The sequence below is a fragment of the Enterobacter cloacae complex sp. IR5401 genome, from assembly GCF_049238425.1.
GTDB classification, from domain to species: Bacteria; Pseudomonadota; Gammaproteobacteria; order Enterobacterales; family Enterobacteriaceae; genus Enterobacter; species Enterobacter hormaechei_C.
In genome coordinates, this window is sequence record NZ_JBMKHN010000004.1 from 194856 (window position 1) to 219699 (window position 24844).

The window sequence follows — 24844 nt, forward strand, 5'->3', positions numbered from 1 at the left end:
CAGGAGCCTGCGGTGGAGCATATTGATCACATCCTTGTCGTCGATGACGACAGGGATATTCGTGAACTGATTGTCGATTACCTCGTGAAATCCGGTTACCACGCCTCTGGCGCGGCGAACGGGAAAGAGATGCGCGTAGTGCTCGACAAACAGCATATCGACCTGGTGGTGCTGGACGTGATGATGCCCGGCGATGATGGCCTGACGCTGTGTCGACAGCTGCGCGGCAGCAGGCATAAGGATCTGCCGATCCTGATGCTCACCGCGCGCAACGAGGACACGGACCGGATCCTGGGACTGGAGATGGGCGCCGACGATTATGTGGTGAAACCGTTTGTGGCCCGCGAACTGCTGGCGCGTATCAAAGCTATCCTGCGTCGTTTTCGTACTATGCCGCCTAATCTTCAGGTGACCGAGGCAGGGCGCCTGGTGGTGTTCGGTGAATGGCAACTGGATACCGTGGCGCGTCATCTGATTGATAACGAGGGGATGGTTGTGGCGCTCAGCGGGGCGGAATATCGCCTTTTGCGCGTATTCCTCGATCATCCTCAACGGGTGCTGACCCGCGATCAGCTGCTGAATTTGACGCAGGGACGTGATGCCGAGCTGTTTGAGCGTTCGATTGATCTCCTGGTGAGCCGCGTGCGACAGCGCCTGAATGAAGATGCCCGCACGCCGGCCTACATTAAAACCGTTCGCAGCGAAGGCTACGTTTTTACCATGCCGGTGACCATCGTCGAGGCCAATGAATGACGCTGTGGCCCCGCACCTTACTGGCCCGGCTGCTGATCATTGTGCTGCTTGGACTCTTACTGGCTAACGCGCTCAGCCTGACGCTGGTCATGGTTGAGCGAATGCACAGCGCGCGCACGGTTATGCTGGGCAATCTTGAGAATGACGTGGCGACCAGCGTGGCCATTCTCGACCGGCTTCCGGCCAAAGAGCGGCCAGAGTGGCTGGAACGGCTCAGTCGCGGTAATTATCGTTATATCCTTGGCCCCGGCGAGGCAGGCGCCGCACCAACGGACAAGCGCTCGCGGGATGCAATTCGCACCCTGAAAGAGACGCTTTCAGCCCAATATCCGCTCCAGTTTACGGCGGTGCCAGGGCCGATCTCCCATATTCAGGCCCATCTGACGCTCCGCGACGGCGCACCGCTCACTATCGATCTGATCCCGCGCATGCCGCCTGTCGCCAGCTGGTTACCCGTGGTGCTAGTTCTTCAGCTGTTACTTGTCGCGCTCTGCTCCTGGATTGCCGTACGCCAGGTTGTCCGGCCTTTCCTGCAATTCACGCGTGCGGTTGATTCCCTCGATCCTGCGGCCCATTCACCGATGACTGAAAAAGGACCGGTTGAAGTGCGCCAGGCTGCACACGCTTTTAATGAGATGCAGTCGCGGATACAAACGTATCTGCGTGAACGCGCGCAGATTCTGGCGTCCATTTCTCACGATCTCCAGACGCCCATCACGCGAATGAAGCTGCGGATCGAAATGGCAGATCAGCCCGAACTCCGCGATAAGCTGCTGAGCGACCTGGATAATATGTCGCGCCTGGTACGGGAGGGGATTGCCTATGCCCGGTCATCAGAATCACTGGAAGAGACCACGCTGAAGCTGGAGCTGAACGCGTGGGTTAACAGCATCGCCAGTGATTATCAGGACATTGGTAAAAACGTGCAGTTTCATGCACGCAATGCGCGTCTGCCGATCGTTACTCGTCCACAGGCATTGCGCAGGGTAATGACCAATCTGCTGGATAATGCGCTCAAGTTTGGCGATAGCGCGGTTATAGAGATTGATGAAGATGAAAGGCAGGTAGCGATCCGCATTATGGATAACGGCCCCGGCATCCCGGAGGCAGAACTGGAGGCGGTGTTACAGCCGTTCTACCGGGTTGAAACGTCGCGCAACCGCGAAACGGGCGGCACCGGGTTAGGCCTCGCCATTGCCGCGCAGCTCACCGCCCAGCTTGACGGGAAATTGCATATTGCAAACCGGGCAGAGGGCGGGTTGGCCGTAAGCGTGACTCTTCCGCGCGGTTAATTGTACGCCTGTGTATCTGCACCCCGTGCCGATACGCAGGCAGACAAAATTCAGCTTTTCGCACACGGCCTGAACACATTCGTACGGTCAAATAACCTCACTGCACCTTCGCAGCAACCGTATCGTGAGGTCGTTATGTTTCTGATAATCGCTTTTTTGGGCGGCATGATTAGCCTGCTCAGTCCGTGCACGCTTCCCGTCATTCCTCTGCTGTTCGCTGGCTTTCAGGGGCAGCGCAAACACATTCTGGCGCTTCTGGCGGGAATGATTGTGATGTTCACGTTGGTGGCGATGGTAGTAACGGTTGCCAGCGAGTGGATCGCTGACGCCACCGTTATCGGTCGCTGGATTGCGCTGCTGATACTGAGCATTGCTGCCCTGGCTCTGATCTTCCCGCAGTTTGCTCAGCGCATTGCCCGTCCGGCGGTCAGTGCGGGAAACGTTCTCAACACCCACAGCGTTCAGCGACGCGGCCTGGTTTCGGCTTTTCTGGCAGGACTGGCCGTTGGACTTATGTGGTCCCCCTGTGCCGGACCGATTCTCGGGGCGATCTTCAGCATTAATATTGCGGGCCACTCGGCCATCGCAACCGGAGCGCTGTTAGCCGCTTACGGCAGTGGATGCGCGTTGATGCTGGGGCTGCTTGTCGCGGGGGGCCGTAAGCTGATAGCCCCTCTGAGAGCCAAATCCGCATTGATGGCGCGTTTGCGTCAGGGAGCGGGAGTGATGATGTTAGCTGCCGTTGCGTTCAACGCCAGCGGGATGACCTCAGCCCTGAAAGGTGCCAACGGTATTGCCGACCAGCTGGAAAACGCTCTGTTGAGCCTTGCGCAACCATCCTCCACGCAGGTGAAACTGCAACCAGTCGCTGACGCAACGCCGAGCAGCCAGCTACCATCATTAAGCGGCGGTACGGGCTGGATAAACGGTGACCCTGTCACGTCTGAGGCCTTGCGGGGGAAAGTTGTGCTTATCGATTTCTGGACCTGGGACTGTATCAACTGCCAGCATACCCTTCCGCATGTTCGAGACTGGGCGAAGAAATATGAGTCACAAGGTCTGGTGGTGATTGGCGTCCATACCCCGGAATACCTCTGGGAAAAGCCGTTATCATCGGTGAAAAACGCGGTCAATAAATGGCAGCTGCCGTACCGCGTAGTGACGGATAATAACTACAAAATCTGGAGCGCGTTCGGAAATCAGTACTGGCCAGCGCATTACTATTTCGATGCGAAAGGGCAACTGCGTTACACCGCGTTTGGCGAAGGTAACTACGACAAGCAGGAGGCCGTGATTCAGCAGTTGCTCAAGGAAGCGCGTTCCTGATCCGGCTTACGGAACCCGCTGAGCCACCATAAACAGGCGCGGAAAAGCCAGCAGTATCTGCCCGTTCTCCTGGAGTGGATACTGCTCTTCCAGTAGCTCAAGGTAGCGTTTCAGATAGTTTTTCTGCTCGCTTTCGTTGAGTTCCTGTAACCACGGCCGTAACCCCGTCGCGCTGACCCAGTCAATAATCGCCTGATGAGAGCTCATCTGATGGAAGTAGGTGGTGCGCCAGATATCCACGTCACATCCCGCTTCCGTCAGAATATCGTAGTAGGCATGGATACCCGGCAATGGCTCGCGGCCACGATCGGGGTAGCCCTGTTCCCAGGCAACTTCACGCATCAGGGCGTGCGTCGGCTCAAGCCAGTTGTCAGGCATTTGCACCGCCAGCACGCCGTTTAACTGGAGCAGTGAAACCAGGTGTGGCAGAAGGTGGTAATGGTCCGGGATCCATTGCAATGAGGCGTTGGCGTAGATCAGGCTGAGCGGCTGGTCAGGTTTGTAGTGCCGGATATCTGCCTCAACAAAGTGGCAGTCTGGCAGGGCCTGTCGGGCTTCCTCCAGCATGGCCGGGGAGTTATCCACGCCGGCGATCTGCGCAGAAGGCCAGCGCTGTTTCAGCAGCGCGGTGCTGTTGCCTGGCCCGCAGCCCAAATCCACGGCTGAGGTTATGTCAGCAAGCGGCACCCGGGCCAGTAACTCAGCGGCGGGACGTGTGCGTTCTGCGCTGTACTGTAGATAAAGAGAGGGATCCCAGTCGGCCATTTTCGCATCTCCATGTTGAGGTGTTCAGCAAGAATAGCACAGGCAAATACCTGCGCCGGGGCAGGTATCTGCCTAATGGTGAGATTATAAAATGCCTTTGAGGGCCAGGTGATAGAGCAGCATGATGGTTTTTCCGTCGACGATCTGCCCATTTTCAATGCCCCGAAGCGCGTCGTCCAGCGTCATTTCCAGCACGTCGATATCTTCCCCCTCAGCTTTAACGCCGCCGCCCGCGCTGGTCCGATCCTGCGGATGATATTCCGCCAGATAGAAGTAGAGTTTCTCGGTGACCGAGCCCGGGCTCATATAGGCCTCAAAAATTTTCTCTACGCGCGTCACCTTAAACCCGGTTTCTTCTTCCGCTTCGGCCTTAATCCGGCTTTCCGGGTCAAGGTTATCGAGCAACCCGGCGGCCGCCTCAATGAGATCCTCTTCGTGACCATTGATAAACACCGGGAAACGGAACTGACGCGTCAGAATGACGGTTTTGCTGTCGCGATTATAGAGCAGGATCGTCGCGCCATTCCCCCGGTCATACACTTCACGCTCTTGCCGCTGCCAGTCGCCATCGCTGCGCTGGAGGTCAAAAGTGTATTTTTTCAGGTTATACCAGTTGTCGGACAACGTTTCGCTGTTGATGATGCGTATATCTGCACGTTTTGATTGCACGTTTGTCTCTCCTCTCGTAGAGTAAGCATCATAAACAGCACTATCGTGCAAATACAAGACATATCGTGCAACATCAGGAATAAATCATGCTTACAAGCCAGCGTAAACAGTTGATTCTGGAAAAACTGGAGGCGGAAGGCCAGGTCCAGTCAACTGCGCTCAGCCTCTTTTTCTCGGTGTCTGAGGACACTATCCGCCGGGATTTACGTGAACTGGCGGCAGAAGGGCGTTTGCAGCGTGTTCACGGCGGTGCACTGCCAGCATCTTCAGCGATTGCGCCTTTTGCCGAGCGTCAGTCCGTCAAAATGGATGCAAAAAAACGCGTGGCACGGCGAGGCGCGCAGCTCATTTCACCGGGGCAGGTGGTGATCATTGATGGCGGGACGACCACCTCCGAACTTATTACATTCTTGCCACCCGATTTACCGATAACCGTGGTGACGCACAGCCCGGGTATCGCATTGGGTCTGGTCGGCCATCCGAGCATAGAGGTGATCCTGATCGGTGGTCGTTTGTATAAACACTCCATCGTCACGGTCGGCGCGGCCGCAATTGAAGGCATTAATAATATTCATGCGGATCTGTTTTTCATGGGTGTCACCGGCGTGCATCCTGAGGCCGGGCTGACCACCGGAGATTATGAAGAAGCGTGCATCAAACGTGCATTTTCCGGCAGAGCGGCGGAAACGGTGGTACTGGCCTCGCCGGAAAAGATCAACACGGCCTCGGCGTTCGTGATTGGCGACCTGTCGCTGGTGAATACGCTGGTTGTTGAAAACACAACGGATGAACGCTGGGTGAGCGCCATGAAAGAAAAGGGCGTTACGGTGATCGCAAGCCAGTAAATAACCGCTTTTTTGCCAGCCTGACCGCCAGGCTGTCAAACAGACAAAGGTTATCCTTCACGCGGATTTCTAGACTAAGGCTTTCATCTGTTTAAGGACAAGCCATGAAAGCGATCTCCATTCTGGCGTGTGGCGCGGACCCAACCGCGCAACGCATGTCAACGTCTGCCATTCAGCAGGCCATAAACAGTGCTCAACAGAACGATGTCATTGTTATTCCGCAAGGCCGTTTTCTGACCGGCGCACTGTTTCTGAAAAGCGGTGTTTCGCTTCGCCTGGATGCTGGCGCACAGCTCGTTGGAAGCCAGGATCTGGCTGATTATCCCCTGATAAACACCCGGGTGGCCGGCATTGATATGCGCTGGCCGGCAGGGATTATTAATATCATCGATTGTGAAAACGTCAGCATTACCGGTACAGGTACGATAGACGGGCAGGGTGTCATCTGGTGGCAACGCTTCTGGGGCGATGACGAACGCAGCGGCATGGTTGGCGATTACAGCGCCAGAGGATTACGCTGGGTGGTTGATTACGACTGTCAGCGCCCGCGCAATATCCTGGTCTTTGAAAGCCAGAACATTCTGCTGCGTGATTTTACCAGTCGGGAGTCCGGATTCTGGAACATACACCTCTGTTATTCGCGCCGTATCGCGGTTGAGGGTGTGCAAATCAGCAATTCTGCGGGGCCGAGCACCGACGGGATTGACGTCGACTCCTGCGAACAGGCGCGGATTGAACGCTGCATTGTGTCCTGCAATGACGACAATATTTGCATCAAATCTGGACGAGGACGCGAAGCGGCGCAAAAAGCACGTACCGCGCGGGATATAGTGATTCGAGGATGTACGCTGAATAAGGGATCCGGGATCACGCTGGGGAGTGAAACTTCAGGTGGCATTGAACGCGTCCTGATAGAAGATAACGCGTTTAACGGAACGGGCGTCGGGTTCCGCATTAAGTCGGCCCGCAACCGTGGCGGGTTTATCCGTGATATCACCGTCCAAAATTTACGTCTTACGGACGTACGTTTTCCGGTGCTGATCCAGCTGAACTGGTTTCCGCAGTACAGCTATGGCGACCAGAGCAATTTATCTGATAAACCAGAACACTGGCGCAAGCTGGCTGAAGGTGTTGAGGGCGAAGCCGGTCTTACTGAGGTCAGCGGACTGACGATTAAAAATATGACGGCGCGTCGCTCAGACAAAAAATATTTCTCGCGGGCATTTTTCATTGCGGGGTATCCGGAGCGTCCTGTGGCCGGGTTAACGCTGGAGGGGATTTTTATTGACGCGACAGAGTTTGGGAAAATTTCCGGTGTGGATGGGTTGGGCTTTCAGGATGTGCAGGTGACTGCCGTAGAGAACACGCAAGACTGTAACGACAGTTATGAACGTTGATGGCATAGAATCTATGGGCATAATTCGCTGAATGAGCAGAACAAGGCTGGGCCCGAAACGGCTGGATTGGTTCTTAATTAATCTTAGTGCGCATAATGTATATTATGTTAAATGATATATTATGAATCCTGTCACTCATCAGATAAGCCCATCGCATCCCACCCTTTCCTTTGCCTCTACTGAGGAAGCCGGAGAAACAGTGTCCGTTCCTGAGTCTGCGATGCTTTAAAACCATGGTGGATATAAAACGCTTTGGCTTCCTCAGTGAGTGCATGAACCATGATCGCCCGCACCCCGATATTCTCAGCTACCCGATAACAGCGTAAAACCGCATCGTGGAGTAAATCGGCTCCCAGCCCGTTTCCGCGTAACGAGACATCAACAGCCAGACGGGCAAGTATAATCACGGGAATGGGATCCGGCATGTTACGCCGCAGATTACCTGTCGCTTGCGTATGGTTAACGCTGCCGGTAGCCAGAGAGTAAAATCCCGCGACCTGCTTCGTGCCCGTTTTACAAACGACAAACGTTCGGGCTGCGCCGAGAGCCTGGTTTTTCAGACCTCTTTGTTTTAGCCATTCGTCAAGCACGGCCTCTCCGCTGACGAACTCCGCCAGTTGATGGACGCTGGATAAGGGCTCTGGCGCTGTTACACGTCCCACTGCGGTTTCCTTGCCAGCAGTTTTTCTATGGCAGGATCGTCCGCGACCGGGGCATCGAGCATGTCAATGAACTCTGCGTACTGTTCATCGTTAAAATTGAATACACGTCGATCGAGGATAACATTCTCGGCTGCCTGACAGGCCATCTCCAGAATGAAGTCTGTACGTGATTTATGGAGGATCTCTGCGGCGGCATCGATAAGCGCCCGCTGGGATTCTTTGGCTCTGAGATTGAGTTGAACATCTGATTTCATGGGTATACCTCTTGCATAGCAATTGCTTTACAAGCATAGCATAAGCGGCGTGTATAGCAATCGCTATACAGAGCCCTAAATCATGTCTGACCTCTCCACACCACATATCGCAAGAATTTGCTCTCTCAACCAGCGGTGACCAGGATCGCGTTCCATTCTTGGGTGCCACATCTGTGAAATCGTAATACGACGGCTTTTGAACGGCAGCTCGAAAACGTGTAACTGCTCCGTTACCTGCTGATTGAGTAAATAGAGCGCGGGTATCATGGCAATAAGATCTGATGCCAGCGCCACGGACAGCGCCGTCGGAAATCCCGGAACGACGCTGGCGATTTTACGTTTTGTCCCCAGTTCGGCCAGCGCATCGTCAACGGAACCGTGCAACGCGCCCTCAGGTGACGTTACCACATGGCCCCAGGCGACATAATCCTTCACCCCTATTTCTGCCTGATTAGCCAGCGGATGCCCCTTACGCACGACGCCCACAAACCGATCCTCAAACAGTCGTTGCAGCCGTATTTCAGGCCCCATATTGCTCTGGACGCCAATCTCCAGATCAACCAGCCCTTCCCGAAGATAGCGCGACGTTTTTTCCGGCTTCGGCGCGAAGCGTATACAGACGTCCGGCGCGGCGTCGGCCACAGCCGCTATAAGCGCAGGCCCAAACGCCACCACAAAACCATCGTTTGCCCTGATGGTAAAAAGACGCGCCAGACTTCGCGCGCTGAACGTTTCAGTTGAGGGCTGCAATACCGCCCTGGCCTCGTGCACTGCACGCCTGGCGCGATCCCGGGTCGCTTCGGCCCACGGGGTCAGTACCATGTTACGTCCGGCGCGCACCAGGATCGGGTCGCCTGTAACGTCGCGTAACCTGCTTAATGTCCGGCTCATGGCCGAGGTGCTGAGGTTCAGACGGCGTGCCGCACCTGCGACACTCGCTTCGCTCAGCAATATGTCGAGTGCAATCAGTAAATTAAAATCAGGATCGGTCATAGCGCTCATTCCTGTACATTCAGATAAGGCGTTTCATGCAACGATAAAGTGCAAATGGTGCGCCTTCCGCCCTGTAAAAGCCATCTTTATAGTTTTGTCATCCATACACTCTTCTCAGAGGACAACCTGATGACGCTCTTTTCCAGTCAACCCGGCGACGAAGGACTGCCTGGCCCGGCGCGCGCACGGGTGATGGCCGCAATTATGACCACCACCTTAATGGGCGTGTTTGATGGCACCATGATCAACATTGCCCTGCCCTCCATGGCCCAGGAGATGCAGGTACCTGCCAGTATTGCCGTCTGGTTCGCCAACGGGTATCTGCTGGCGGCCGCGATGTCGCTGGCAATATTCGCGGCGCTTGCGGCCCGCCTGGGTTATCGCCCCGTTTTTCTGGCAGGTTTGACAACCTTTACCCTGACATCGCTGGGTTGCGCGCTGGCGAAGACGCCCGAAGTGCTCATCGGTATGCGCGTGCTTCAGGGGATCGGCGGCGCGGCGACGCTGAGTATTGCCCCCGCAATCCTGCGATCCGTATTTCCCGGGCGATTACTTGGCCGCATTCTGGGGTTACACGCTCTGCTCATCGCCTCCAGCTCCGCTATCGGGCCGGTATTGGGTGGTACGATCCTTCACACCCTGAGCTGGCAATGGCTGTTTGCGATAAACGTGGTTCCCGGCACCCTCGCCTTACTGCTGGCGGTCAAAGCGCTGCCGCGGGATGCGGTTCGAAAGCAAGCGCCCTTCGACACCCCAGGCGCCATATTGTCGGCGCTGCTGCTGGGGTCGACGATCATGGCGGCGAACAGCCTCCAGGAGGCTACTTATCACCCCGGCAGTCTTTGCTGGACGGTGCTCGCTGCGCTGAGCGGCATGGCGTTTATCTGGCAGATACGCCGCACGGATAACCCCTTACTGCCGCCGACGATGTTTAAAAATGAACGTTTTACCCTCGCGGCCTTCACGTCAATGATTGCTTTTGTCAGCCAGGGGATCACTTTTATTGCATTGCCTTTCCTGTTTCAGAGCGAATACGGCTACAGTCCGGTGTTGTCTGCCCTGCTGTTTACGCCGTGGCCGCTAGGGATCGTACTGATTGCGCCGCATGCAGGCCGGTGGGCGGACACGATTTCAGCCCCGGCGATATCCACCCTGGGGCTGGTGATTTTTGTCGTGGGTTTGATCCTTCTTGCGACATTACCCGACCGCCCTACAATGTGGGATATCTGCCTGCGGAGTCTGGTATGCGGCATGGGGTTTGGCTGCTTTCAGAGTCCCAATAACCGGGAAATGCTCTCCAACGTTATTCGTGAGCATGCGAGCTATGCATCCGGTGTTTTATCCATTATGCGCACGTTCGGGCAGTGTCTGGGCGCCGCCGCCGTGGCCGTTCTGCTGGCCGCAGATGAAAGGTCAATTCATGTTGCGCTATGGGTCGCAGCCGCAGCTTCTGCGGTAGCGGTCGTCGTCAGCGCGAGTCGGTTGCGTAAAATCACTCATCCTGCGGAAACAGGATGAGCACGAAAATATAACTAAGCGCTACTCCAGCGCCAGCAGCGCAAAACTCGCCAGCCAGTGGCCGCCGCTGTAGTGGCTGCCGACAACATGCTCCACGCTTGCCGAGAGATGGCGCGCAACGGCATCGTGTAATGGCTTCCGGGCGTGATGATTTTCCGGCAGAGCACGGGCAATGTGCTTCATACACCAGGCGCGGCTGAGGTTGAGACCGTCCAGATGCGCGATTTTCGGGTCGGTGCGGTCGCTCACCTCTGCCGGGTTCATCAGCGCAGAAACGGCGCCCACTTCAGGCAGAAACGCATCGAACCAGGCCGGGAAATCCTCCACCACCTTACTCATCAGCAGGGCCTCGGTCAGCGCTCCGGAGATATACTCGTCGCCACCCGGCTCATAATGCGCAGGATATTGCGTGTCCGCGAGGTAAAACCGCGTTGCCGCGTCCAGGATGGCGCGCTCAAGCGTGTCATCGTTCACCGCCCGGGCATAATCCAGCCCCAGCGCGAGCGCAAACGCCGTGTTGTAGTGCGTCCCGACGCGGATCGGATAGGTAAGCTTGCTGAGGTAATCCACCAGCCGCTGGCGAATATCCCGCGTTAACGGTTGCAGCGTCTGGTACCAGCGCTCCGCCTGCGGCAGTGACGATTGCTTCAGCTCCTGCGCCAGCGCCAGCAGCCAGCCGTAGCCATAAGGCCGCTCAAACGACGCGCGGAACGGCGCGGTAAAATAGGCCAACTCCTTCGCCACCTTCTCGTCGGTCAGGTGTTCTTCGAACAGAGTGATGATCTCTTCCCGGCACGGCAGTTCGGGCCAGAGACGCAGGCAGCGCAGCAGCAGCCAGTAGCCGTGCACCGCAGAGTGCCAGTCAAAACAGCCGTAAAAGATCGGGTGCAGCTCGCGAGGCGGCAGAACGTCGCCGTCATCGTTGAGCAGATGCATAATGTGGTTCGGGTATTCCTGACGTAAATAGGTCAACGGCATTCTGGCGAAGGCGTCAGCCTGATGTTGCGTTAATTCCATTGCAGCTCCTTAGCGAAACACGAGGAAATACATTAAGAACACGTTCACCACCAGCAGGGTTAACGCGGTCGGGATCTGGATCTTGATAACCTGATATTTGTCTTTTAGCTCCAGTAGCGCGGCGGGCACAATGTTGAAGTTGGCGGCCATCGGCGTCATCAGCGTGCCGCAATAGCCAGCGTACATACCGATAGCCAGCAGCGGCGCCGGGTTACCGTGATGGACGTTAATCAGGAATGGCAGAGCGATACCGGCGCTTAACACCGGGAAGGCTGCGAAGGCGTTACCCATGATCATGGTAAACAGCGCCATCCCCACGCAATAAATGACCACCAGCATGAAGCGGCTGTCCGGGTTCACAAACAGGCTGACCACCTTTTGTACCGATTCGCCGGTATTCGCCACCACAAACACCCCGCCGAGCATGGCGAGCATCTGCGGCAGGATCACTGCCCAGCCAATGGTATCGACCAGCCGACGCGACTGACGAACCGCATGCAGCGGCGTACCTTTTGTCAGCCACCAGCCGGTGAGGATAGCTGCCACACAGGCTACGCACAGTGCCGCCAGCGTAAGCTGTTTCTGGTCGAGCAGATAGACACCGCCAATCGACACGCCTTTCAGAAATAGCGTCCCGATGACCGTTACCACGGGGATCATCAGTGCCGGTAAAAACAGCCAGTTTTTCAGCCGGTTCGACGAGGCAACGCGCTCCTCCTCGGTGGACATTTTATAACGCCCCTTCCCGACCAGCCCGAAACCGGCCAGCAGCGCAATCACGATAACGGCGCCGCCAATAATGCGATACGCCAGGGACTTACCCAGCTCCTGCACCATCAGATCGCCAAACAGGAAGATCCCGCCAAACAGAAACCAGAACAGCGCCGTGGTATAGCGTTTCGGGTTAGCGCGATCGCGAAGGGTCATCACAACCAGCAGCATCACGACGAAGCCGATCAGGTAGTACACACGGTTAATGGTGATGAGGGTCATCATGGTGCGATCTCCTGCGTACCCTGCTCTGCTTTCCAGGCCATCACGTCGCGACGAATGCTGGCATCGAGGCGTAGCAGACGCGTCATATGGATGATCAGTGCCGCAATGGCGGTCGGAATGGCCCACAGGCCGATATGCAGCGGTTCGATCCCCTCGATCCCGTTCTCTTTCAGGAACGCATCAATCAGCAGTACCGCGCCAAAGGCGATAAAAATATCTTCCCCAAAGAAAACCGCGATATTGTCACACGCGGCGGCATGGGCTTTGATTTTGTCGCGGATAGTCTGCGGCAGTTCCCCGTATTCATTCAGAGCTGCCCCTTCCGCCATCGGCGCCAGCAGCGGACGCACCGTTTGCGCGTGGCCGCCAAGCGACATCAGGCCCAGCGCAGCCGTCCCTTCGCGGGCAACAAAGTAGAGCATCAGGATACGCGCCGAGGTGGCGCTGGCGATCTTCGCGACCCAGGCCTGGGCGCGTTCTTTCAGCCCGTAATACTCCAATAGGCCAATCACCGGCAGGATCAGAATGAAGGTGGCAAGCGAGCGGCTATTCACGAACTTTTCGCCAAAGGTTTCCAGCAGCATACCGAAATCCATGCCAACCAGCAGGCCCGTCGCCAGGCCCGCCACCACGACAACCAGCAGCGGGTTGAAACGCAGTGCAAAACCAATAACCACCACCGGAATCCCGATAAGTGGCAACAGTGTAGAACTGTCCATAAACGTTACCCTATCCAAAGTGAGCGTTGCGCGCCGACGGCTATTTTTTATACTTCGCAGCAGAGCGAAGCCGGTGCATTACGGCGCGCGATGTTGTTTTTTGCGTGAGGCTCCACAGAACCTGCACTAAAAAGCTATATCTGAACGTCAAAAACATGTAAACAATTTATCAATAAAATGTTCTTATTTTATCGACGGGTTTACATTTCGGGGGAAGGATCGTTATGACAGTAAAGAAAAAGACGACAGCGTTAAACCACGACGATATTGCGGACGGGCGAATCGTCTCCTCCCGTCATCTCGTCTCAGAGCGGTGTGCTGAATTATCAGAGCTGGAATATGCGCTGATCATGACCAGCAATGCGTTTAACAAATGGATGGTGCGCTGCATGACCGCAGCGGGTGAACCGGATATGGGGGCCTTTGATGTTTCGCTTCTGCACCACGTGAATCACCGCAACCGTAAGAAAAAGCTGGCTGACATCTGCTTTGTGCTGAACGTGGAAGATACCCACGTGGTGACGTATGCGCTGAAAAAGCTGGTCAAGGCGGGCTACGTCACCAGCGAGAAAGCGGGAAAAGAGCTTTTTTTCTCCACTACGGAGGAGGGAAAAGCGCTGTGCATGAAGTACCGGGAGGTGCGGGAGGCCTGCCTAATCAACATTCATGCGGAAAGCGGTATTCCGGGCGCGTCGATTGGCGAGACCGCGCAGTTACTCCGCGCGATCTCCTCCCTGTATGATACCGCCGCACGCGCGGCGGCCTCGCTTTAAGGACGGCGGAACAGGGTGATACTCCGCCCGGCCAGCTCGTAATCGACAGATTCAGTGATGATTTCCCCCGTGGGGGCATCCTCCGACGTCGAGAGTTCGAGCACCCAACCCCCTTCGCCAAACTGCGGGATCTGGAATGGCACCGTACCTTCAAACGGGTTAAACAGCATCAGCACGTCTTGCCAGACGCCCTCTTCCTGCTCAAGATCAGGACGGCTGATGGCAAGACCAAGGGTGGAACCCTCGTCCCACTGTTCCGACTGCTGCGGTCCGCCACCGGCGTTAAACCAGCGGATCTCCAGCCCGTCGCGCCAGTTCTCACGTCGCAGCAGCGGCTGCGTCGCGCGCAGGGCAATCAACCGACGGGTAAAGTCGCGCAGCTTCTCGTCGTTTTCAGTGAGTCCTTCCCAGTTTACCCAGGAGATCTCGCTGTCCTGACAATAGCCGTTATTATTGCCCTTTTGCGTCCGGCCAAACTCATCGCCTGCCAGCAGCATCGGCGTGCCGTGCGAGAAGAAGAGCGTGGTGAGGAAGTTGCGCTTTTGCCGCTCGCGGGTGGCAATGATATCCGGGTTTTCCGTCGGCCCCTCTTCGCCGTAGTTATACGACCGGTTATCGTTATGTCCGTCGTTATTATCTTCCCCGTTATCGGCGTTATGTTTCTCGTTGTACGATACCAGGTCGTTCAGCGTGAAGCCGTCATGCGCGGTGATAAAATTGACGCTGGCCCATGGACGACGCCCGCGCAGATCGTACAAATCACCGGACCCTAACAGACGGGCGGCAAAATCGTTAGAAACGTTATCCCCCTTCCAGTATTCACGTACCGTATCGCGGTATTTGTCGTTCCACTCACCCCAGCCAGGTGGGAAGCCCCCCACCTGATACCCGCCGGGGCCGATATCCCACGGCTCACCGATGAGCTTCAGCTTCGACAGCACCGGATCCTGGGTCACGGCATCAAAGAAGCCGCCGCGCGGATCGAACCCCTCTGGCTCACGTCCGAGAATGGTCCCGAGGTCAAAGCGGAAACCGTCAATCTGCATCGACTCCGCCCAGTAGCGCAGGGAGTCCATGACCATCTGTAACACGCGCGGGTGCGAAGTATTAACGGTGTTCCCGGTGCCGGTGTCGTTGATGTAATACCGGTGCTGATCCGGCATGGTGCGGTAATAACAGAAGTTATCAATCCCCTTAAACGACAGGGTTGGTCCCAGCTCGTTGCCCTCCGCCGTGTGGTTATAGACCACGTCGAGGATCACCTCGATGCCCGCGTCATGATAGGCACGCACCATGTCGCGGAAACCCTGGATGCCCGCCGGGCCGTAATAGCGGGACGCTGGCGCAAAGAAACCGAGCGAGTTATAGCCCCAGAAGTTTTTCAGGCCGCGATCGAGCAGGTGCTGATCGTCAGGGAACCAGTGAACCGGTAGCAGCTCGACCGAGGTAATGCCGAGGCTTTTGATGTACTCCACCGAGGCTTTATGCCCCATCCCCTCAAACGTACCGCGCAGTTCAGGCGGAATAGCCGGGTTAAGCTGGGTAAAGCCTTTTACGTGGCTTTCATAGACCACGGTATGCGGCCACGGGATATCGGGCCGGCGTGAGTCCTGCCAGTCAACGGCATTGGGGTCGATGACCTTACATTTGGGCGTAAATGGCGCGCTGTCTCGCGTGTCAAAACTGAGATCCAGCTCATCGTGTCCCAGCTCATAGCCGAAGTGGGCATCGTTCCACTCAATGTCACCCACCAGTTCACGGGCATAGGGGTCAATAAGCAGCTTATTGGGGTTAAAACGGTGACCGTTCTCCGGATCGTAGGGGCCATACACACGGTAGCCATACAGCGCCCCCGGTTTCAGATCCGGCACATAGCCGTGCCAGACCTCATGGGTATATTCCGGCAGTTCCAGTCGGGCGATTTCTGTTTTTCCCGAAGGATCAAACAGACACAGCTCCACCCGCTCCGCGTGGGCGGAAAACAGGGCGAAGTTTACCCCTTTCCCGTCATAATTTGCGCCCAACTGCTGGCCATGACCGGCCCGAATTTCAAACGTTGTATCCTTTGGCATTTTTGTTCTCCTCGATTAGTCGCAGGTAAGCAGAACCAACAAACATCCCTTTTCAGACGTTAAATCCAGCGTCTCTGGCAGAAGGCGACGCTCACCGGTAAACAGATCCCGGTAGTGCTTCCCGGCCAACTCCTGGGGTATGGCCACGATAGTGTTGGCCCACAGCAACGCATTGTCGGTGACGTCAAACACCAGACGCGGCACGGCGACGATCAGCGCCTCGTCATCTTTTATGCGGGCATAAACGATCAGATTCTCCTCCCGCTCACCGGTTACCTTCAGCGGCAGCCAGTCGCCGTAGCGGAAAAGTGCGGGGTAATGTGGCCGAAGCCGTAACAGCGTGGCGGTAACGTACTGCTTCACGCTGCCGTCTCGCCAGCGTTGCGCATCGTTAAAAACGGTGCCATCCGCTACGCTGAGGTTTTCCGCCAGTGCGGCGAAATCCGGTTCGCGGCGGTTATCCGGGTCGACGAGGCTGAAGTTAAGCCCCTCGCTGCCCTGGTAGATGTCTGGTACGCCAGGCGCAGTCAGCTTGATCACCGTCTGGCTCAGGCTGTTCATTAACCCAGCCCGAATAAACGGCTGGAGTGCGGCACTGAAATCACGCAGGAACAGGGTGTTATCCGGGGAAAGCAGATGGCGCACGTAGTCCAGGACCACGCTCTCGTAACCTTCGTTGCTGTCGATCCAGTCGGTACGCTGCTTGGCCTCGCGCAGGGCTTTCTCGATAAAGCCGAGGAAACGCTCTTCCAGTGACTTAAGGCCATCACGATCCTCAGGCGACAGGGTTGCTGGCCAGACGCCCGCCAGCGCCTGGAAGATCATCCAGGTGTCGGCGGCGTTCGGCGCGGTGCCATCGTTGAGGAATCGGACCTGCGTCTGGTTCATCTGCCGCCAGCGCGCCAGATTTTCTCCCCACAGATCTGGCGCTTCCGTCAGCGTATAGAGACGAGCTCGTGCATCCTCGCCGCGTTTGGTGTCGTGGGTGGAGGTTCCCAGCAGCGCATCGGGCTGGCGGGCAAGACGAATGCGCATTTCCTGATGAAAACGGGAAAGTGAAAACGCGCGCGGCGTCGGGTCGGCGCCGACTTCGTTCAGGGCCAGCTCCAGGTTATGGCGGAAGAACAGCGTATCCTCTACCGATTTTGCCATCAGCGGCCCGGTCAGTTGCTGAAAACGGGTGCGGAAAAGCGAGGCCAGCGCGTGGTCATGCTCCGGCAGATCGCCGGTAAGAATACGCACGATCAGGCTCAGAGCGGGTTCAGAGGCGTTGACGCTGGCGACCACACGGCTGAGCAGCGCCACATCCGGTGGCGTCAGTCCCTCAGCGGTGCCGTAGGTGCGATACACCGGAAACGCGATAAGCAGCTCACGCAGGGCATGGCGGATATCATCATGCTCCACTTCGGCGCCGTTATGCCCGGCCAGCTCGCTGGCTATTTTGAGCAACGTGGTAAATTCACCCTCAAAATTACGATCGGTCATCAGCCCTTTGGCGTTGCGAAGTTCCGCCTGCCTGTCCACGGTCGTACCCAGCGTCTCGTCGTAGAGCATCTCCAGCCGCGAGAGGTTGGTATCATCCACCAGCACTTCCGCCAGGGAGGCGATAAACTCATAACCCGTAGTACCTGAGATGGGCCACTCCGGAGGAAGCTGTTCCCCTTTGGCGAGGATTTTTTCCACCGTGATGTAGCAATCCGGTCCGGTAGCCGCACGCAGTCGCTGCAAATAGCCCAGCGGATCGGCAAGCCCGTCCACATGGTCAATGCGCAGGCCGTCGACAACCCCGGCGTGGACAAGCTCAAGGATCAGGTGGTGCGTATCTGCGAATACCGCCTCATCCTCTACCCGCACGCCGACCAGCCCGGTGATTTCAAAAAAGCGACGCCATGAAAGCTGTTTCGGCGCTTCACGCCAGGACATCAGCCGCCAGCTTTGCGCCTCGTGGATCTCAGCGATGCTCTTGCCTTCGGCATACGTGCCGGGATTAAGCGGATAGGCGGTATCATAGTAAACCAGCGCTGCGCTGTTTGTGACACTGTCACGTTTTAAGGTGATAGTCCCCCGCTCCAGCTCGGCTTCAAAGGTGTCGCCAAGAAACGGCAACGTCAGCGGTCGGGACCAGTCGATATCAAAATACGCCGCATAGCGGCTCTGCCCGCCATGTTCGATAACATCGCGCCACCAGCGGTTTTCCAGCGAGGTCGACATATGGTTAGGAACGATATCCAGAATCAGCCCCATCCCCGCCTGTTTCAGCGCCGCCGCCATGCGGTCAAACCCTTCCCGCCCGCCAATCGCCGGGTCAATTTCGTTGGGGTCGGTCACGTCATAGCCGTGGGTGGAATTCGTGGTTGCGGTGAAAACAGGCGACGCGTAAAGATGGCTGATACCGAGGTCTTTCATATACGGAATCAGGTCTGCCACGCGGTCAAAGGTCATGCCGTTGCGAAACTGAATTCGGTAAGTAGAGGAAGGGATCATAGCGCTGCTTCTCCATCAGCAAAGCGAACAACAATGCTGTTCGACGGCAGGTTTTCGACTGCCTCCGGCCAGCTAAAGATCGTTTTTCCGGGCAGGTCCGGTAAGGCGAGCGGCTTTTTGCCGATATTCAGCGCCAGCAACAACGTGCCGGACGGAAAACGCCAGCTCACGGCAACCATGCCGAGCGCCGTTTGCAGGACGTTACCCTCCACGGTGCCCCGCTGTTTCAGTAACGGGACGATAAAGCGCTGACGCAGCACAATCAGCCCGCGCGTGACGTGCAGCCACGCCCTGCCTTCCTCCGTGTCTGCCTTGTTCCAGTCAAGCTTCGACCGCATAAAGGTATTTACGTCATTGGGGTCCGGTACGGTTTCATCGTGCCCGGCATGGCCGATAAACTCTTTCGCGCGTCCTTCCCGCACCGCTTTCGCCAGGTCGCCGTGGAAGTCGGTGAAAAAGAGGAACGGATGCGTTTCGCCATACTCCTCGCCCATAAACAGCAGCGGAATATGGGGCGACAGGAGCAGCGCCGCGAACAGCACGCGCGTTTTATCCGCCCCAGCCAGAGAGATAAGCCTCTCCCCCTGGGCACGGTTGCCGACCTGGTCGTGATTTTGAATAAAATCGACAAAAAACTGTGGGGGTTGCTCGCGACACTCTACCCCGCGCGATTTTCCGGTCTGAAGCGAGATTTCCCCCTGGTAGACAAAGCCTTCTGCCAGCGCCCGCGCCAGTTTTTTCTCCGGCTCAAAGGCAAAATCCTGATAGTAGGCGTGTGATTCTCCCGTCGCGAAGACATGCGCGGCGTTGTGAAAATCATCATTCCATTCGGCGGTGAAAAGCGGCGTCTGACCATGCTCATCACGCGGATGCAGGAAAATCACGTTGCGACTGTCTTCGGTGGTCAGATGGATATGCCGATCCGGAAAGGCGTCGCGGATCCGTTGCGCTATCTCGGGAAGAATATGGGTCTCAGCGTCGTCATGGATCTGGTCGATGGCGTCGAAGCGCAGACCGTCAAGATGATACTCCGAGAGCCAGAATAACGGCGCCTCAGCGATGTATTGCCGGACAGCTTCAACCTCATAGGCAATACCGTTGCCCCACGGGGTCATACGATCCTGATGGAAAAACGCCGGCGAGAGCAACGGCAGGTAATTCCCTTCCGGGCCAAAGTGGTTGAGTACGATATCCAGCACCACGGAAAGCCCGAGCGCGTGGGCGGCATCAATGAAGGCATGAAAATCATCCGGTGTACCATAAGCCGAGTGCGGGGCATACAGCAGTACACCGTCATACCCCCATCCGCGCGCGCCCCCGAACTGGGACACGGGCATCACTTCCAGTTGCGTAATACCCAGTTCGGCCAGATAAGGCAGTTTGTCTATGGCCGACCTGAAGGTTCCTTCCCCGGTGAAGGTGCCAATATGCAGCTCGTAGATCACCGTCTCCTCCCACGGTCGTCCTTGCCATTCGCGCTGAGCGGGCAGGCTGCGACGCGGGTCGATCACCACCGACGGGCCATTGACGTCAGCCTGCTGCGCGCGCGAGGCCGGGTCCGGCACCGCCATTCCATCCTGTAAAACAAACTGATACGTCGTACCGTGCCTGACGCCGGGCACGTCAATCTGAAACCAGCCGTCGCCCACCGCCGCCATGGGAATGTCGGTATCGGTTAAACGCAACGTGAGATCTTTTTGCCCTTCTGCCCAGACGCGAAAACGTACAACGTCATCGGAAATAAACTCAGCACCCCAGTGCCTGCGACATGTTCTGAATTCCATTCATTGTCCTCGAATGACCACATTTTACGCGGAACGAAATACAAGCTTAGACCAGGATCTACAGAGTGTTATGCCAGCAGGGTATGCCGCTTCGTCTATTATCTATATATAACTCCCACTTAAGGAATACTATGCATATTCGAAAAGGATTAAGCACCGACCTCGCCCGTCTTGAATGCTGTGATTTTTCTTTTACGGTCGATGAGATTGCCAGAGAGCCTTTTCTCAATGGTGATTTGCATATCGAGGCGCTGACCGAACCTTATCTTAAAACCTATGAACTGGATCTCCAGACGCTGGAAAATCATTGCGTTAATCCGGATTCAATATTTCTTATCGCCGAAACGGATGACGGTGAAATCGCCGGTTTTATTACCGCGTCCTGCAACTGGAATAAATTTATATCGGTGGATTACATTGCCGTGGAGCGTTCAAAGCGTCGTACGGGCGCGGCGCACAAGCTGATGTCCGCCACCCACGTCTGGGCGCGAAGCCTCAATGCGCCCGGGTTACGGCTGGAGACGCAGAACGTTAATGTTTCTGCCTGTCTTTTTTATCGTCACTATGGGTTTATTCTCGGCGGTTACGATCGCTACCTTTACAACGCCCTGCCGGAAAAAGATGAGGTCGCCCTTTTCTGGTATTACATGCTGGCTTGAGAAAATATTTTATATCCGCTACCGGAAGATAGATTTGTCTGAATTTGTCAATTTTGCCCGCTTACGTTTAATTAACGACTAATCTTGGAATTCACTATTAAGGAGGCCGGTATGTCTACAGGAAATAATCACACGCTGCATTACCCTCGTCCACCGTTTGCTGAACAACCGCAAAGGGCCCCCGGGCTGGCATCGGAAATGAAGCCAATACCGGATCATGGTGAAACAAGTTATATCGGGTCAGGAAAACTGGCAGGAAAAAAAGCGCTGATTACCGGCGGTGATTCCGGAATTGGTCGCGCGGTAGCGATCGCCTATGCCCGTGAAGGCGCAGATGTCGCTATTGGCTATCTGCCGGAAGAGGAGTCCGATGCGGCATCGGTCATTGCGCTGATTCAGGCTGAAGGCCGTAAAGCGGTCGCCATTCCGGGCGACATTCGCGTGGAGTCGTTCTGCGACACGCTGGTGGAAAAAGCCGTTGCCGAACTGGGCGGCCTGGATATTCTGGTGAATAACGCCGGACGCCAGCAGTACTGTGAATCTATCGACGATCTCACCACGGCAGATTTTGACGCGACGTTTAAGACCAACGTCTATGCCCCCTTCTGGATCACCAAAGCTGCGCTACGCCATTTGCAGGAAGGCGCCGTGATCATTAACACCACTTCCGTTCAGGCGTTTAAACCGAGCGCGATCCTGGTGGACTATGCGCAGACCAAAGCCTGTAACGTAGCCTTTACCAAGTCTCTGGCCCAGCAGCTGGGACCGCGTGGAATTCGGGTGAATGCCGTCGCGCCAGGTCCATACTGGACGCCTCTTCAGTCCAGCGGCGGCCAGCCGCAGTCCAAAGTTCAGAAGTTCGGGGAAGATACGCCCCTGGGCAGACCGGGCCAGCCGGTTGAAATCGCACCGCTGTATGTATTGTTTGCCTCCGATACCTGCTCATACGCCTCCGGGCAAGTGTGGTGCTCTGACGGCGGTACCGGCGTGCTGTAAAGCATCCTCTCAGACCTATCCATTCCATGGATAGGTCACATTCACTTCCCGGCGGTTCTCAAAAATCGCAGTTGAACTATGATGAACTTACTATTGAGGAGCCCATCATGTTTACTGTGAAAAAACTTGCGATATCAACCCTGTTGACCGGTTCGGTTTTATTCTTTCCCGCTATCCACGCGGTGGCCAGCGTTCCGCAGCATGTGGTGAAACAGCAGGCTGGCGGCTACAGCGTTCAGGTTGGCGATACGATTGTCACCGCCTTTACGGACGGGAGCGTGCCGCAGGATCTGCACGCCTTACTGCGCCGGACGACGGCGGAAAATACCGATGCGTTACTGGCTAAAAACTTCCAGGCCAATCCGGTGGAAGCGTCGATTAACGCGTTCTATATCGCCATCCCCGGCCACAAAATTCTGGTGGATACCGGTTCTGGTCAGCTGTTTGGCCCCGGCAAAGGCGGGCGGCTGATTGAGAGCCTGGCGACCCAGGGCATCAAACCCGAAGATATTACCGATATTCTGATCACCCATGCTCACTCCGATCACGCTGGCGGTCTGGTTAAAGACGGTCAGCGCGTGTTTACCCGCGCGCAGGTGTATGTCGGCAAACCGGATATCGATTTCTTCTTTAACGACGAGAACCAGAAAAAGTCTGGCTATGACCAGAACTACTTCGACGTCGCGCACAAGACCTTAAAGCCCTATCTGGATGCCGGAAAAGTGACGACCTTCTCCGGCACGGAACAGCTTCTGCCGGGCATCAGCGGTACGGTTCACCCGGGTCACACTCCAGGCTCCGCGTTCTACACGCTGGAGAGCAAAGGTGAAAAAATGACTTTTGTCGGCGACATCATTCACGTTGCCGCGGTTCAGTTCCCACAGCCCAACGTGACGATTGCTTACGATGAGGATCAGGACGGCGCCGCCCGGGTGCGCAACGCTGCTTTCGCTGAGTTTGTGAAAAATAAAGCGCTGATTGCGGCGCCACATCTGCCTTTCCCCGGGATCGGCTATGTGACGAAAGGTGAGCGGGACGGCTACGCGTGGGTTCCGGTGACCTATACCAACCGTGACGCAAAATAAGATGTCCCCCTCCGATATAGATATGGACCTGATCCTGACGCTGGATGCGTTACTCAGGGACCAGAATATCACCCATGCCGCCGCGCGGCTGGGCATCAGCCAGCCGGCGATGTCTGCCCGCCTTGCGCGCCTGCGCGTGTTGTTTGGTGAGCCGCTGTTTGTCCCTTCCCCACACGGACGTGGGGTGTTACCGACGCCGCGCGCCGAGGCGTTAAGGCCGCAGGTCGCGACGGTTTTGCAGGGTATATCGGCGATGCTTGAACCCACCACGTTTAACGCGCAGAACAGCAACCGCACCTTTGTGATTGCCCTGCACGAGAACCCGGCGCTGATGCTGGGGGCAGAGTTGCAGAATCAGATTAGCAGTGCGGCGCCAGGTATCCGCCTGCGTTTTGCGCTCCCGGAAACCCAACTGCTGCCAGCGCAGATGGAAAATGGCGATGTGGATATTTATGTCGGCGTTAACGCGGTGGCGCACGATGCATGGGTCAGACGCAAGCTGTTTGACGATGAATATGCCACCGCCCAGCGTAAAGGCCATCCACGCGGTACGGGGCCGATGGATCTGGAAAGCTATTGCAGCCTTTCCCATCTGGTGGTTTCATCCGAGGGCGACCCGTTCGCGGGCTTTGTCGATCAGCATCTGGCGGGGCTTGGTCACCAGCGTAACGTAGTGATGTCGACGCAAAGCTATGCGATGGCGCCTGCGATTGTTGCCGGTACCGATTTGCTCTGCACCCTACCCAGACGCATGTTGCTACGGTTCACACAAACGCTTGATATTTTTCCGCCGCCGCTGGATCTGCCGCCGATCGTCATCGGTATGTACTGGCATCCGAAAAACAGCCAGGATCCGGCTAACCGCTGGCTACGTGAACAGCTTCTTCAGGCCGCCGGACGTCAGGTGTGATCGAGGATACTCATCAATTTTTTCAGCACCTCAGAGCGAATAATCCGGTGGCAAACCAGCGTTAGCTCGCTCTCCCGGAGTCGGTCAAGAATATCCACAAAGACGACGTTTTGTACGCATATCGCCTTCGCTGAGGCGGGCAGCATGGCGATGCCAAACCCTGCCGAGACGAGGCTTATCACCGTGGGGACATCGGTGGCATTTTGCACAACGTCAGGCTGTATGCCCGCGCTGTGGCAGGCATCATAGAAATATTGCTCCAGCCCCATCCCCTCCGGGTCGCGCAGGGCGATCCACTTCTCCTCTTTCACCGACGCAAGCGTCAGCGCGGCGGAGCCCGCCAGGCTGTGTTGACGAGGTAAGGCCAGCACGGCTTTTTCCGTTGTGAAAGGACGGCTTTGCAGATCGTCAGGCAATAGCGGTAACGGGGCACGAATAATGGCCACATCCAGCTGGTTGCTTTGCACGCCGGTATAAAGGGTTTGCACGTTTCCCGTCATCATGGAAAGGCTGATGGCGGGCCATTTCTCATGTAAAAGCCGCAGCGCGGCGGGCAGCTTACTGTCGAATATCGCACTTGAAACACATCCGAGATTCAGCACGCCCTGTTCCCCTCTGGCCGTCTGTCTGGCATCCAGAATCGCCTGATCGGTCATTAAAATCGCGACTCTGGCTTTACTGAGAAACGCCTCACCGGCTGGCGTCAGCGTCAGGCGACGATTCGCCCGGCTAAAGAGCATTACCCCCAGACGATCTTCAAGCGTTTTTATCTGCTGACTCAGCGCGGGCTGCGCCATGTTAAGGCGCTCCGCCGCTCGATGCATGTGAAGCTCTTCCGCCACCACGATAAAATTGCGCATCAGTCGAAACTGCAT

The 24844-nt window shown here is 56.4% G+C and carries 23 protein-coding genes; 11 read left to right on the forward strand and 12 right to left on the reverse strand.

Annotated elements, in window-relative coordinates; genetic code table 11:
- Positions 1 to 12: 12 nt before the first annotated feature.
- From ACOTX1_RS08385 to ACOTX1_RS08395, 3 genes are all read left to right on the forward strand, one after another.
- Positions 13 to 753, forward strand: a complete 741-nt coding sequence (locus tag ACOTX1_RS08385) for a response regulator (RefSeq protein WP_003857146.1) — start codon at positions 13 to 15, stop codon at positions 751 to 753.
- Positions 750 to 2045, forward strand: a complete 1296-nt coding sequence (locus ACOTX1_RS08390; protein ID WP_023324654.1) for an ATP-binding protein — start codon at positions 750 to 752, stop codon at positions 2043 to 2045. Before ACOTX1_RS08385 ends, ACOTX1_RS08390 begins: the two co-directional genes overlap by 4 nt.
- Positions 2046 to 2180: 135 nt before the next feature.
- A complete protein-coding gene (locus tag ACOTX1_RS08395; RefSeq protein ID WP_126497786.1) occupies positions 2181 to 3371 on the forward strand; it encodes a cytochrome c biogenesis protein/redoxin in 1191 nt (396 codons plus the stop codon).
- Between the two features lie 6 nt (positions 3372 to 3377).
- On the opposite strand, the gene tam is transcribed toward ACOTX1_RS08395, so the two are convergent.
- Positions 3378 to 4136, reverse strand: coding sequence for a trans-aconitate 2-methyltransferase (gene tam / locus ACOTX1_RS08400; RefSeq protein ID WP_023314159.1), 759 nt, complete (start codon positions 4134 to 4136; stop codon positions 3378 to 3380).
- Between the two features lie 84 nt (positions 4137 to 4220).
- Positions 4221 to 4805: a GDP-mannose pyrophosphatase nudK gene (locus ACOTX1_RS08405; protein WP_001190898.1), complete on the reverse strand. Its 585-nt coding sequence runs from the start codon at positions 4803 to 4805 to the stop codon at positions 4221 to 4223.
- Between the two features lie 86 nt (positions 4806 to 4891).
- On the opposite strand from ACOTX1_RS08405, the gene ACOTX1_RS08410 reads away from it, so the two are divergent.
- On the forward strand, positions 4892 to 5650 hold the full coding sequence (locus ACOTX1_RS08410; RefSeq protein ID WP_003857136.1) for a DeoR/GlpR family DNA-binding transcription regulator: 759 nt from the start codon (positions 4892 to 4894) through the stop codon (positions 5648 to 5650).
- A gap of 104 nt (positions 5651 to 5754) precedes the next feature.
- Entirely contained in the window at positions 5755 to 7047 is a 1293-nt protein-coding gene (locus tag ACOTX1_RS08415; protein ID WP_023314160.1) for a glycoside hydrolase family 28 protein, read from the forward strand.
- A gap of 176 nt (positions 7048 to 7223) precedes the next feature.
- On the opposite strand, the gene ACOTX1_RS08420 is transcribed toward ACOTX1_RS08415, so the two are convergent.
- From ACOTX1_RS08420 to ACOTX1_RS08430, 3 genes are all read right to left on the reverse strand, one after another.
- A complete protein-coding gene (locus tag ACOTX1_RS08420) occupies positions 7224 to 7709 on the reverse strand; it encodes a GNAT family N-acetyltransferase (protein WP_003857133.1) in 486 nt (161 codons plus the stop codon).
- Positions 7697 to 7963 (reverse strand): DUF1778 domain-containing protein, encoded by a 267-nt coding sequence (locus ACOTX1_RS08425; protein WP_003857131.1) that lies wholly within the window; start codon positions 7961 to 7963, stop codon positions 7697 to 7699. Before ACOTX1_RS08425 ends, ACOTX1_RS08420 begins: the two co-directional genes overlap by 13 nt.
- A 75-nt stretch (positions 7964 to 8038) precedes the next feature.
- Complete coding sequence (locus tag ACOTX1_RS08430) at positions 8039 to 8956, reverse strand: LysR family transcriptional regulator (protein ID WP_023314161.1); 918 nt, start codon at positions 8954 to 8956, stop codon at positions 8039 to 8041.
- Between the two features lie 129 nt (positions 8957 to 9085).
- Between ACOTX1_RS08430 and ACOTX1_RS08435 the strand changes: the two genes are divergently transcribed.
- Positions 9086 to 10474, forward strand: coding sequence for an MFS transporter (locus tag ACOTX1_RS08435; RefSeq protein ID WP_023314162.1), 1389 nt, complete (start codon positions 9086 to 9088; stop codon positions 10472 to 10474).
- 21 nt (positions 10475 to 10495) lie between these two features.
- Here the strand turns inward: ACOTX1_RS08435 and ACOTX1_RS08440 are convergent, their stop codons facing one another.
- The 3 genes from ACOTX1_RS08440 to ACOTX1_RS08450 are packed head-to-tail and all read right to left on the reverse strand — an operon-like array spanning position 10496 to position 13206.
- A complete protein-coding gene (locus ACOTX1_RS08440; RefSeq protein WP_023314163.1) occupies positions 10496 to 11491 on the reverse strand; it encodes a DUF2891 domain-containing protein in 996 nt (331 codons plus the stop codon).
- 9 nt (positions 11492 to 11500) lie between these two features.
- The gene (locus ACOTX1_RS08445; protein WP_003857123.1) at positions 11501 to 12487 is read right to left on the reverse strand and encodes a DUF979 domain-containing protein; all 987 of its coding nucleotides are present in this window, start codon (positions 12485 to 12487) and stop codon (positions 11501 to 11503) included.
- Positions 12484 to 13206 carry a DUF969 domain-containing protein gene (locus ACOTX1_RS08450; protein WP_003857121.1) on the reverse strand — a complete coding sequence of 241 codons (723 nt, stop codon included), beginning with the start codon at positions 13204 to 13206 and terminating at the stop codon, positions 12484 to 12486. The genes ACOTX1_RS08445 and ACOTX1_RS08450 overlap by 4 nt, the downstream gene beginning before the upstream one ends.
- Positions 13207 to 13430: 224 nt before the next feature.
- On the opposite strand from ACOTX1_RS08450, the gene ACOTX1_RS08455 reads away from it, so the two are divergent.
- Positions 13431 to 13979: a winged helix DNA-binding protein gene (locus tag ACOTX1_RS08455; RefSeq protein WP_003857118.1), complete on the forward strand. Its 549-nt coding sequence runs from the start codon at positions 13431 to 13433 to the stop codon at positions 13977 to 13979.
- Here ACOTX1_RS08455 and glgX read toward each other — a convergent pair.
- The 3 genes from glgX to treZ are packed head-to-tail and all read right to left on the reverse strand — an operon-like array spanning position 13976 to position 20319.
- Positions 13976 to 16051 (reverse strand): glycogen debranching protein GlgX, encoded by a 2076-nt coding sequence (gene glgX / locus ACOTX1_RS08460; protein ID WP_003857116.1) that lies wholly within the window; start codon positions 16049 to 16051, stop codon positions 13976 to 13978. The two genes, ACOTX1_RS08455 and glgX, sit on opposite strands and share 4 nt — an antisense overlap.
- A 15-nt stretch (positions 16052 to 16066) precedes the next feature.
- On the reverse strand, positions 16067 to 18535 hold the full coding sequence (gene treY / locus ACOTX1_RS08465) for a malto-oligosyltrehalose synthase (protein WP_023314164.1): 2469 nt from the start codon (positions 18533 to 18535) through the stop codon (positions 16067 to 16069).
- On the reverse strand, positions 18532 to 20319 hold the full coding sequence (gene treZ / locus ACOTX1_RS08470; protein WP_126497787.1) for a malto-oligosyltrehalose trehalohydrolase: 1788 nt from the start codon (positions 20317 to 20319) through the stop codon (positions 18532 to 18534). The genes treY and treZ overlap by 4 nt, the downstream gene beginning before the upstream one ends.
- Before the next feature lie 131 nt (positions 20320 to 20450).
- Here treZ and ACOTX1_RS08475 point away from each other — a divergent pair, with 131 nt between their 5' ends.
- From ACOTX1_RS08475 to ACOTX1_RS08490, 4 genes are all read left to right on the forward strand, one after another.
- On the forward strand, positions 20451 to 20978 hold the full coding sequence (locus ACOTX1_RS08475) for a GNAT family N-acetyltransferase (RefSeq protein ID WP_003857109.1): 528 nt from the start codon (positions 20451 to 20453) through the stop codon (positions 20976 to 20978).
- A gap of 111 nt (positions 20979 to 21089) precedes the next feature.
- The gene (locus ACOTX1_RS08480; protein WP_022651207.1) at positions 21090 to 21974 is read left to right on the forward strand and encodes an SDR family oxidoreductase; all 885 of its coding nucleotides are present in this window, start codon (positions 21090 to 21092) and stop codon (positions 21972 to 21974) included.
- A gap of 107 nt (positions 21975 to 22081) precedes the next feature.
- A complete protein-coding gene (locus ACOTX1_RS08485; RefSeq protein ID WP_022651208.1) occupies positions 22082 to 23059 on the forward strand; it encodes an MBL fold metallo-hydrolase in 978 nt (325 codons plus the stop codon).
- A gap of 1 nt (position 23060) precedes the next feature.
- Complete coding sequence (locus ACOTX1_RS08490; RefSeq protein ID WP_023314166.1) at positions 23061 to 23969, forward strand: LysR family transcriptional regulator; 909 nt, start codon at positions 23061 to 23063, stop codon at positions 23967 to 23969.
- Here ACOTX1_RS08490 and ACOTX1_RS08495 read toward each other — a convergent pair.
- Complete coding sequence (locus ACOTX1_RS08495) at positions 23960 to 24844, reverse strand: LysR substrate-binding domain-containing protein (protein ID WP_003857101.1); 885 nt, start codon at positions 24842 to 24844, stop codon at positions 23960 to 23962. The two genes, ACOTX1_RS08490 and ACOTX1_RS08495, sit on opposite strands and share 10 nt — an antisense overlap.

What these genes read in the sequence shown, in the direction of transcription:
- ACOTX1_RS08390 (WP_023324654.1), top strand. Translation starts at nt 750, where the DNA reads ATGACGCTGTGGCCCCGCACCTTACTGGCCCGGCTGCTGATCATTGTG.
- ACOTX1_RS08395 (WP_126497786.1), top strand. Translation starts at nt 2,181, where the DNA reads ATGTTTCTGATAATCGCTTTTTTGGGCGGCATGATTAGCCTGCTCAGT.
- tam (WP_023314159.1), bottom strand. Translation starts at nt 4,136, where the DNA reads ATGGCCGACTGGGATCCCTCTCTTTATCTACAGTACAGCGCAGAACGC.
- ACOTX1_RS08410 (WP_003857136.1), top strand. Translation starts at nt 4,892, where the DNA reads ATGCTTACAAGCCAGCGTAAACAGTTGATTCTGGAAAAACTGGAGGCG.
- ACOTX1_RS08415 (WP_023314160.1), top strand. Translation starts at nt 5,755, where the DNA reads ATGAAAGCGATCTCCATTCTGGCGTGTGGCGCGGACCCAACCGCGCAA.
- ACOTX1_RS08425 (WP_003857131.1), bottom strand. Translation starts at nt 7,963, where the DNA reads ATGAAATCAGATGTTCAACTCAATCTCAGAGCCAAAGAATCCCAGCGG.
- ACOTX1_RS08430 (WP_023314161.1), bottom strand. Translation starts at nt 8,956, where the DNA reads ATGACCGATCCTGATTTTAATTTACTGATTGCACTCGACATATTGCTG.
- ACOTX1_RS08435 (WP_023314162.1), top strand. Translation starts at nt 9,086, where the DNA reads ATGACGCTCTTTTCCAGTCAACCCGGCGACGAAGGACTGCCTGGCCCG.
- ACOTX1_RS08440 (WP_023314163.1), bottom strand. Translation starts at nt 11,491, where the DNA reads ATGGAATTAACGCAACATCAGGCTGACGCCTTCGCCAGAATGCCGTTG.
- ACOTX1_RS08445 (WP_003857123.1), bottom strand. Translation starts at nt 12,487, where the DNA reads ATGATGACCCTCATCACCATTAACCGTGTGTACTACCTGATCGGCTTC.
- ACOTX1_RS08450 (WP_003857121.1), bottom strand. Translation starts at nt 13,206, where the DNA reads ATGGACAGTTCTACACTGTTGCCACTTATCGGGATTCCGGTGGTGGTT.
- ACOTX1_RS08455 (WP_003857118.1), top strand. Translation starts at nt 13,431, where the DNA reads ATGACAGTAAAGAAAAAGACGACAGCGTTAAACCACGACGATATTGCG.
- glgX (WP_003857116.1), bottom strand. Translation starts at nt 16,051, where the DNA reads ATGCCAAAGGATACAACGTTTGAAATTCGGGCCGGTCATGGCCAGCAG.
- treY (WP_023314164.1), bottom strand. Translation starts at nt 18,535, where the DNA reads ATGATCCCTTCCTCTACTTACCGAATTCAGTTTCGCAACGGCATGACC.
- treZ (WP_126497787.1), bottom strand. Translation starts at nt 20,319, where the DNA reads ATGGAATTCAGAACATGTCGCAGGCACTGGGGTGCTGAGTTTATTTCC.
- ACOTX1_RS08475 (WP_003857109.1), top strand. Translation starts at nt 20,451, where the DNA reads ATGCATATTCGAAAAGGATTAAGCACCGACCTCGCCCGTCTTGAATGC.
- ACOTX1_RS08480 (WP_022651207.1), top strand. Translation starts at nt 21,090, where the DNA reads ATGTCTACAGGAAATAATCACACGCTGCATTACCCTCGTCCACCGTTT.
- ACOTX1_RS08485 (WP_022651208.1), top strand. Translation starts at nt 22,082, where the DNA reads ATGTTTACTGTGAAAAAACTTGCGATATCAACCCTGTTGACCGGTTCG.
- ACOTX1_RS08490 (WP_023314166.1), top strand. Translation starts at nt 23,061, where the DNA reads ATGTCCCCCTCCGATATAGATATGGACCTGATCCTGACGCTGGATGCG.
- ACOTX1_RS08495 (WP_003857101.1), bottom strand. Translation starts at nt 24,844, where the DNA reads ATGCAGTTTCGACTGATGCGCAATTTTATCGTGGTGGCGGAAGAGCTT.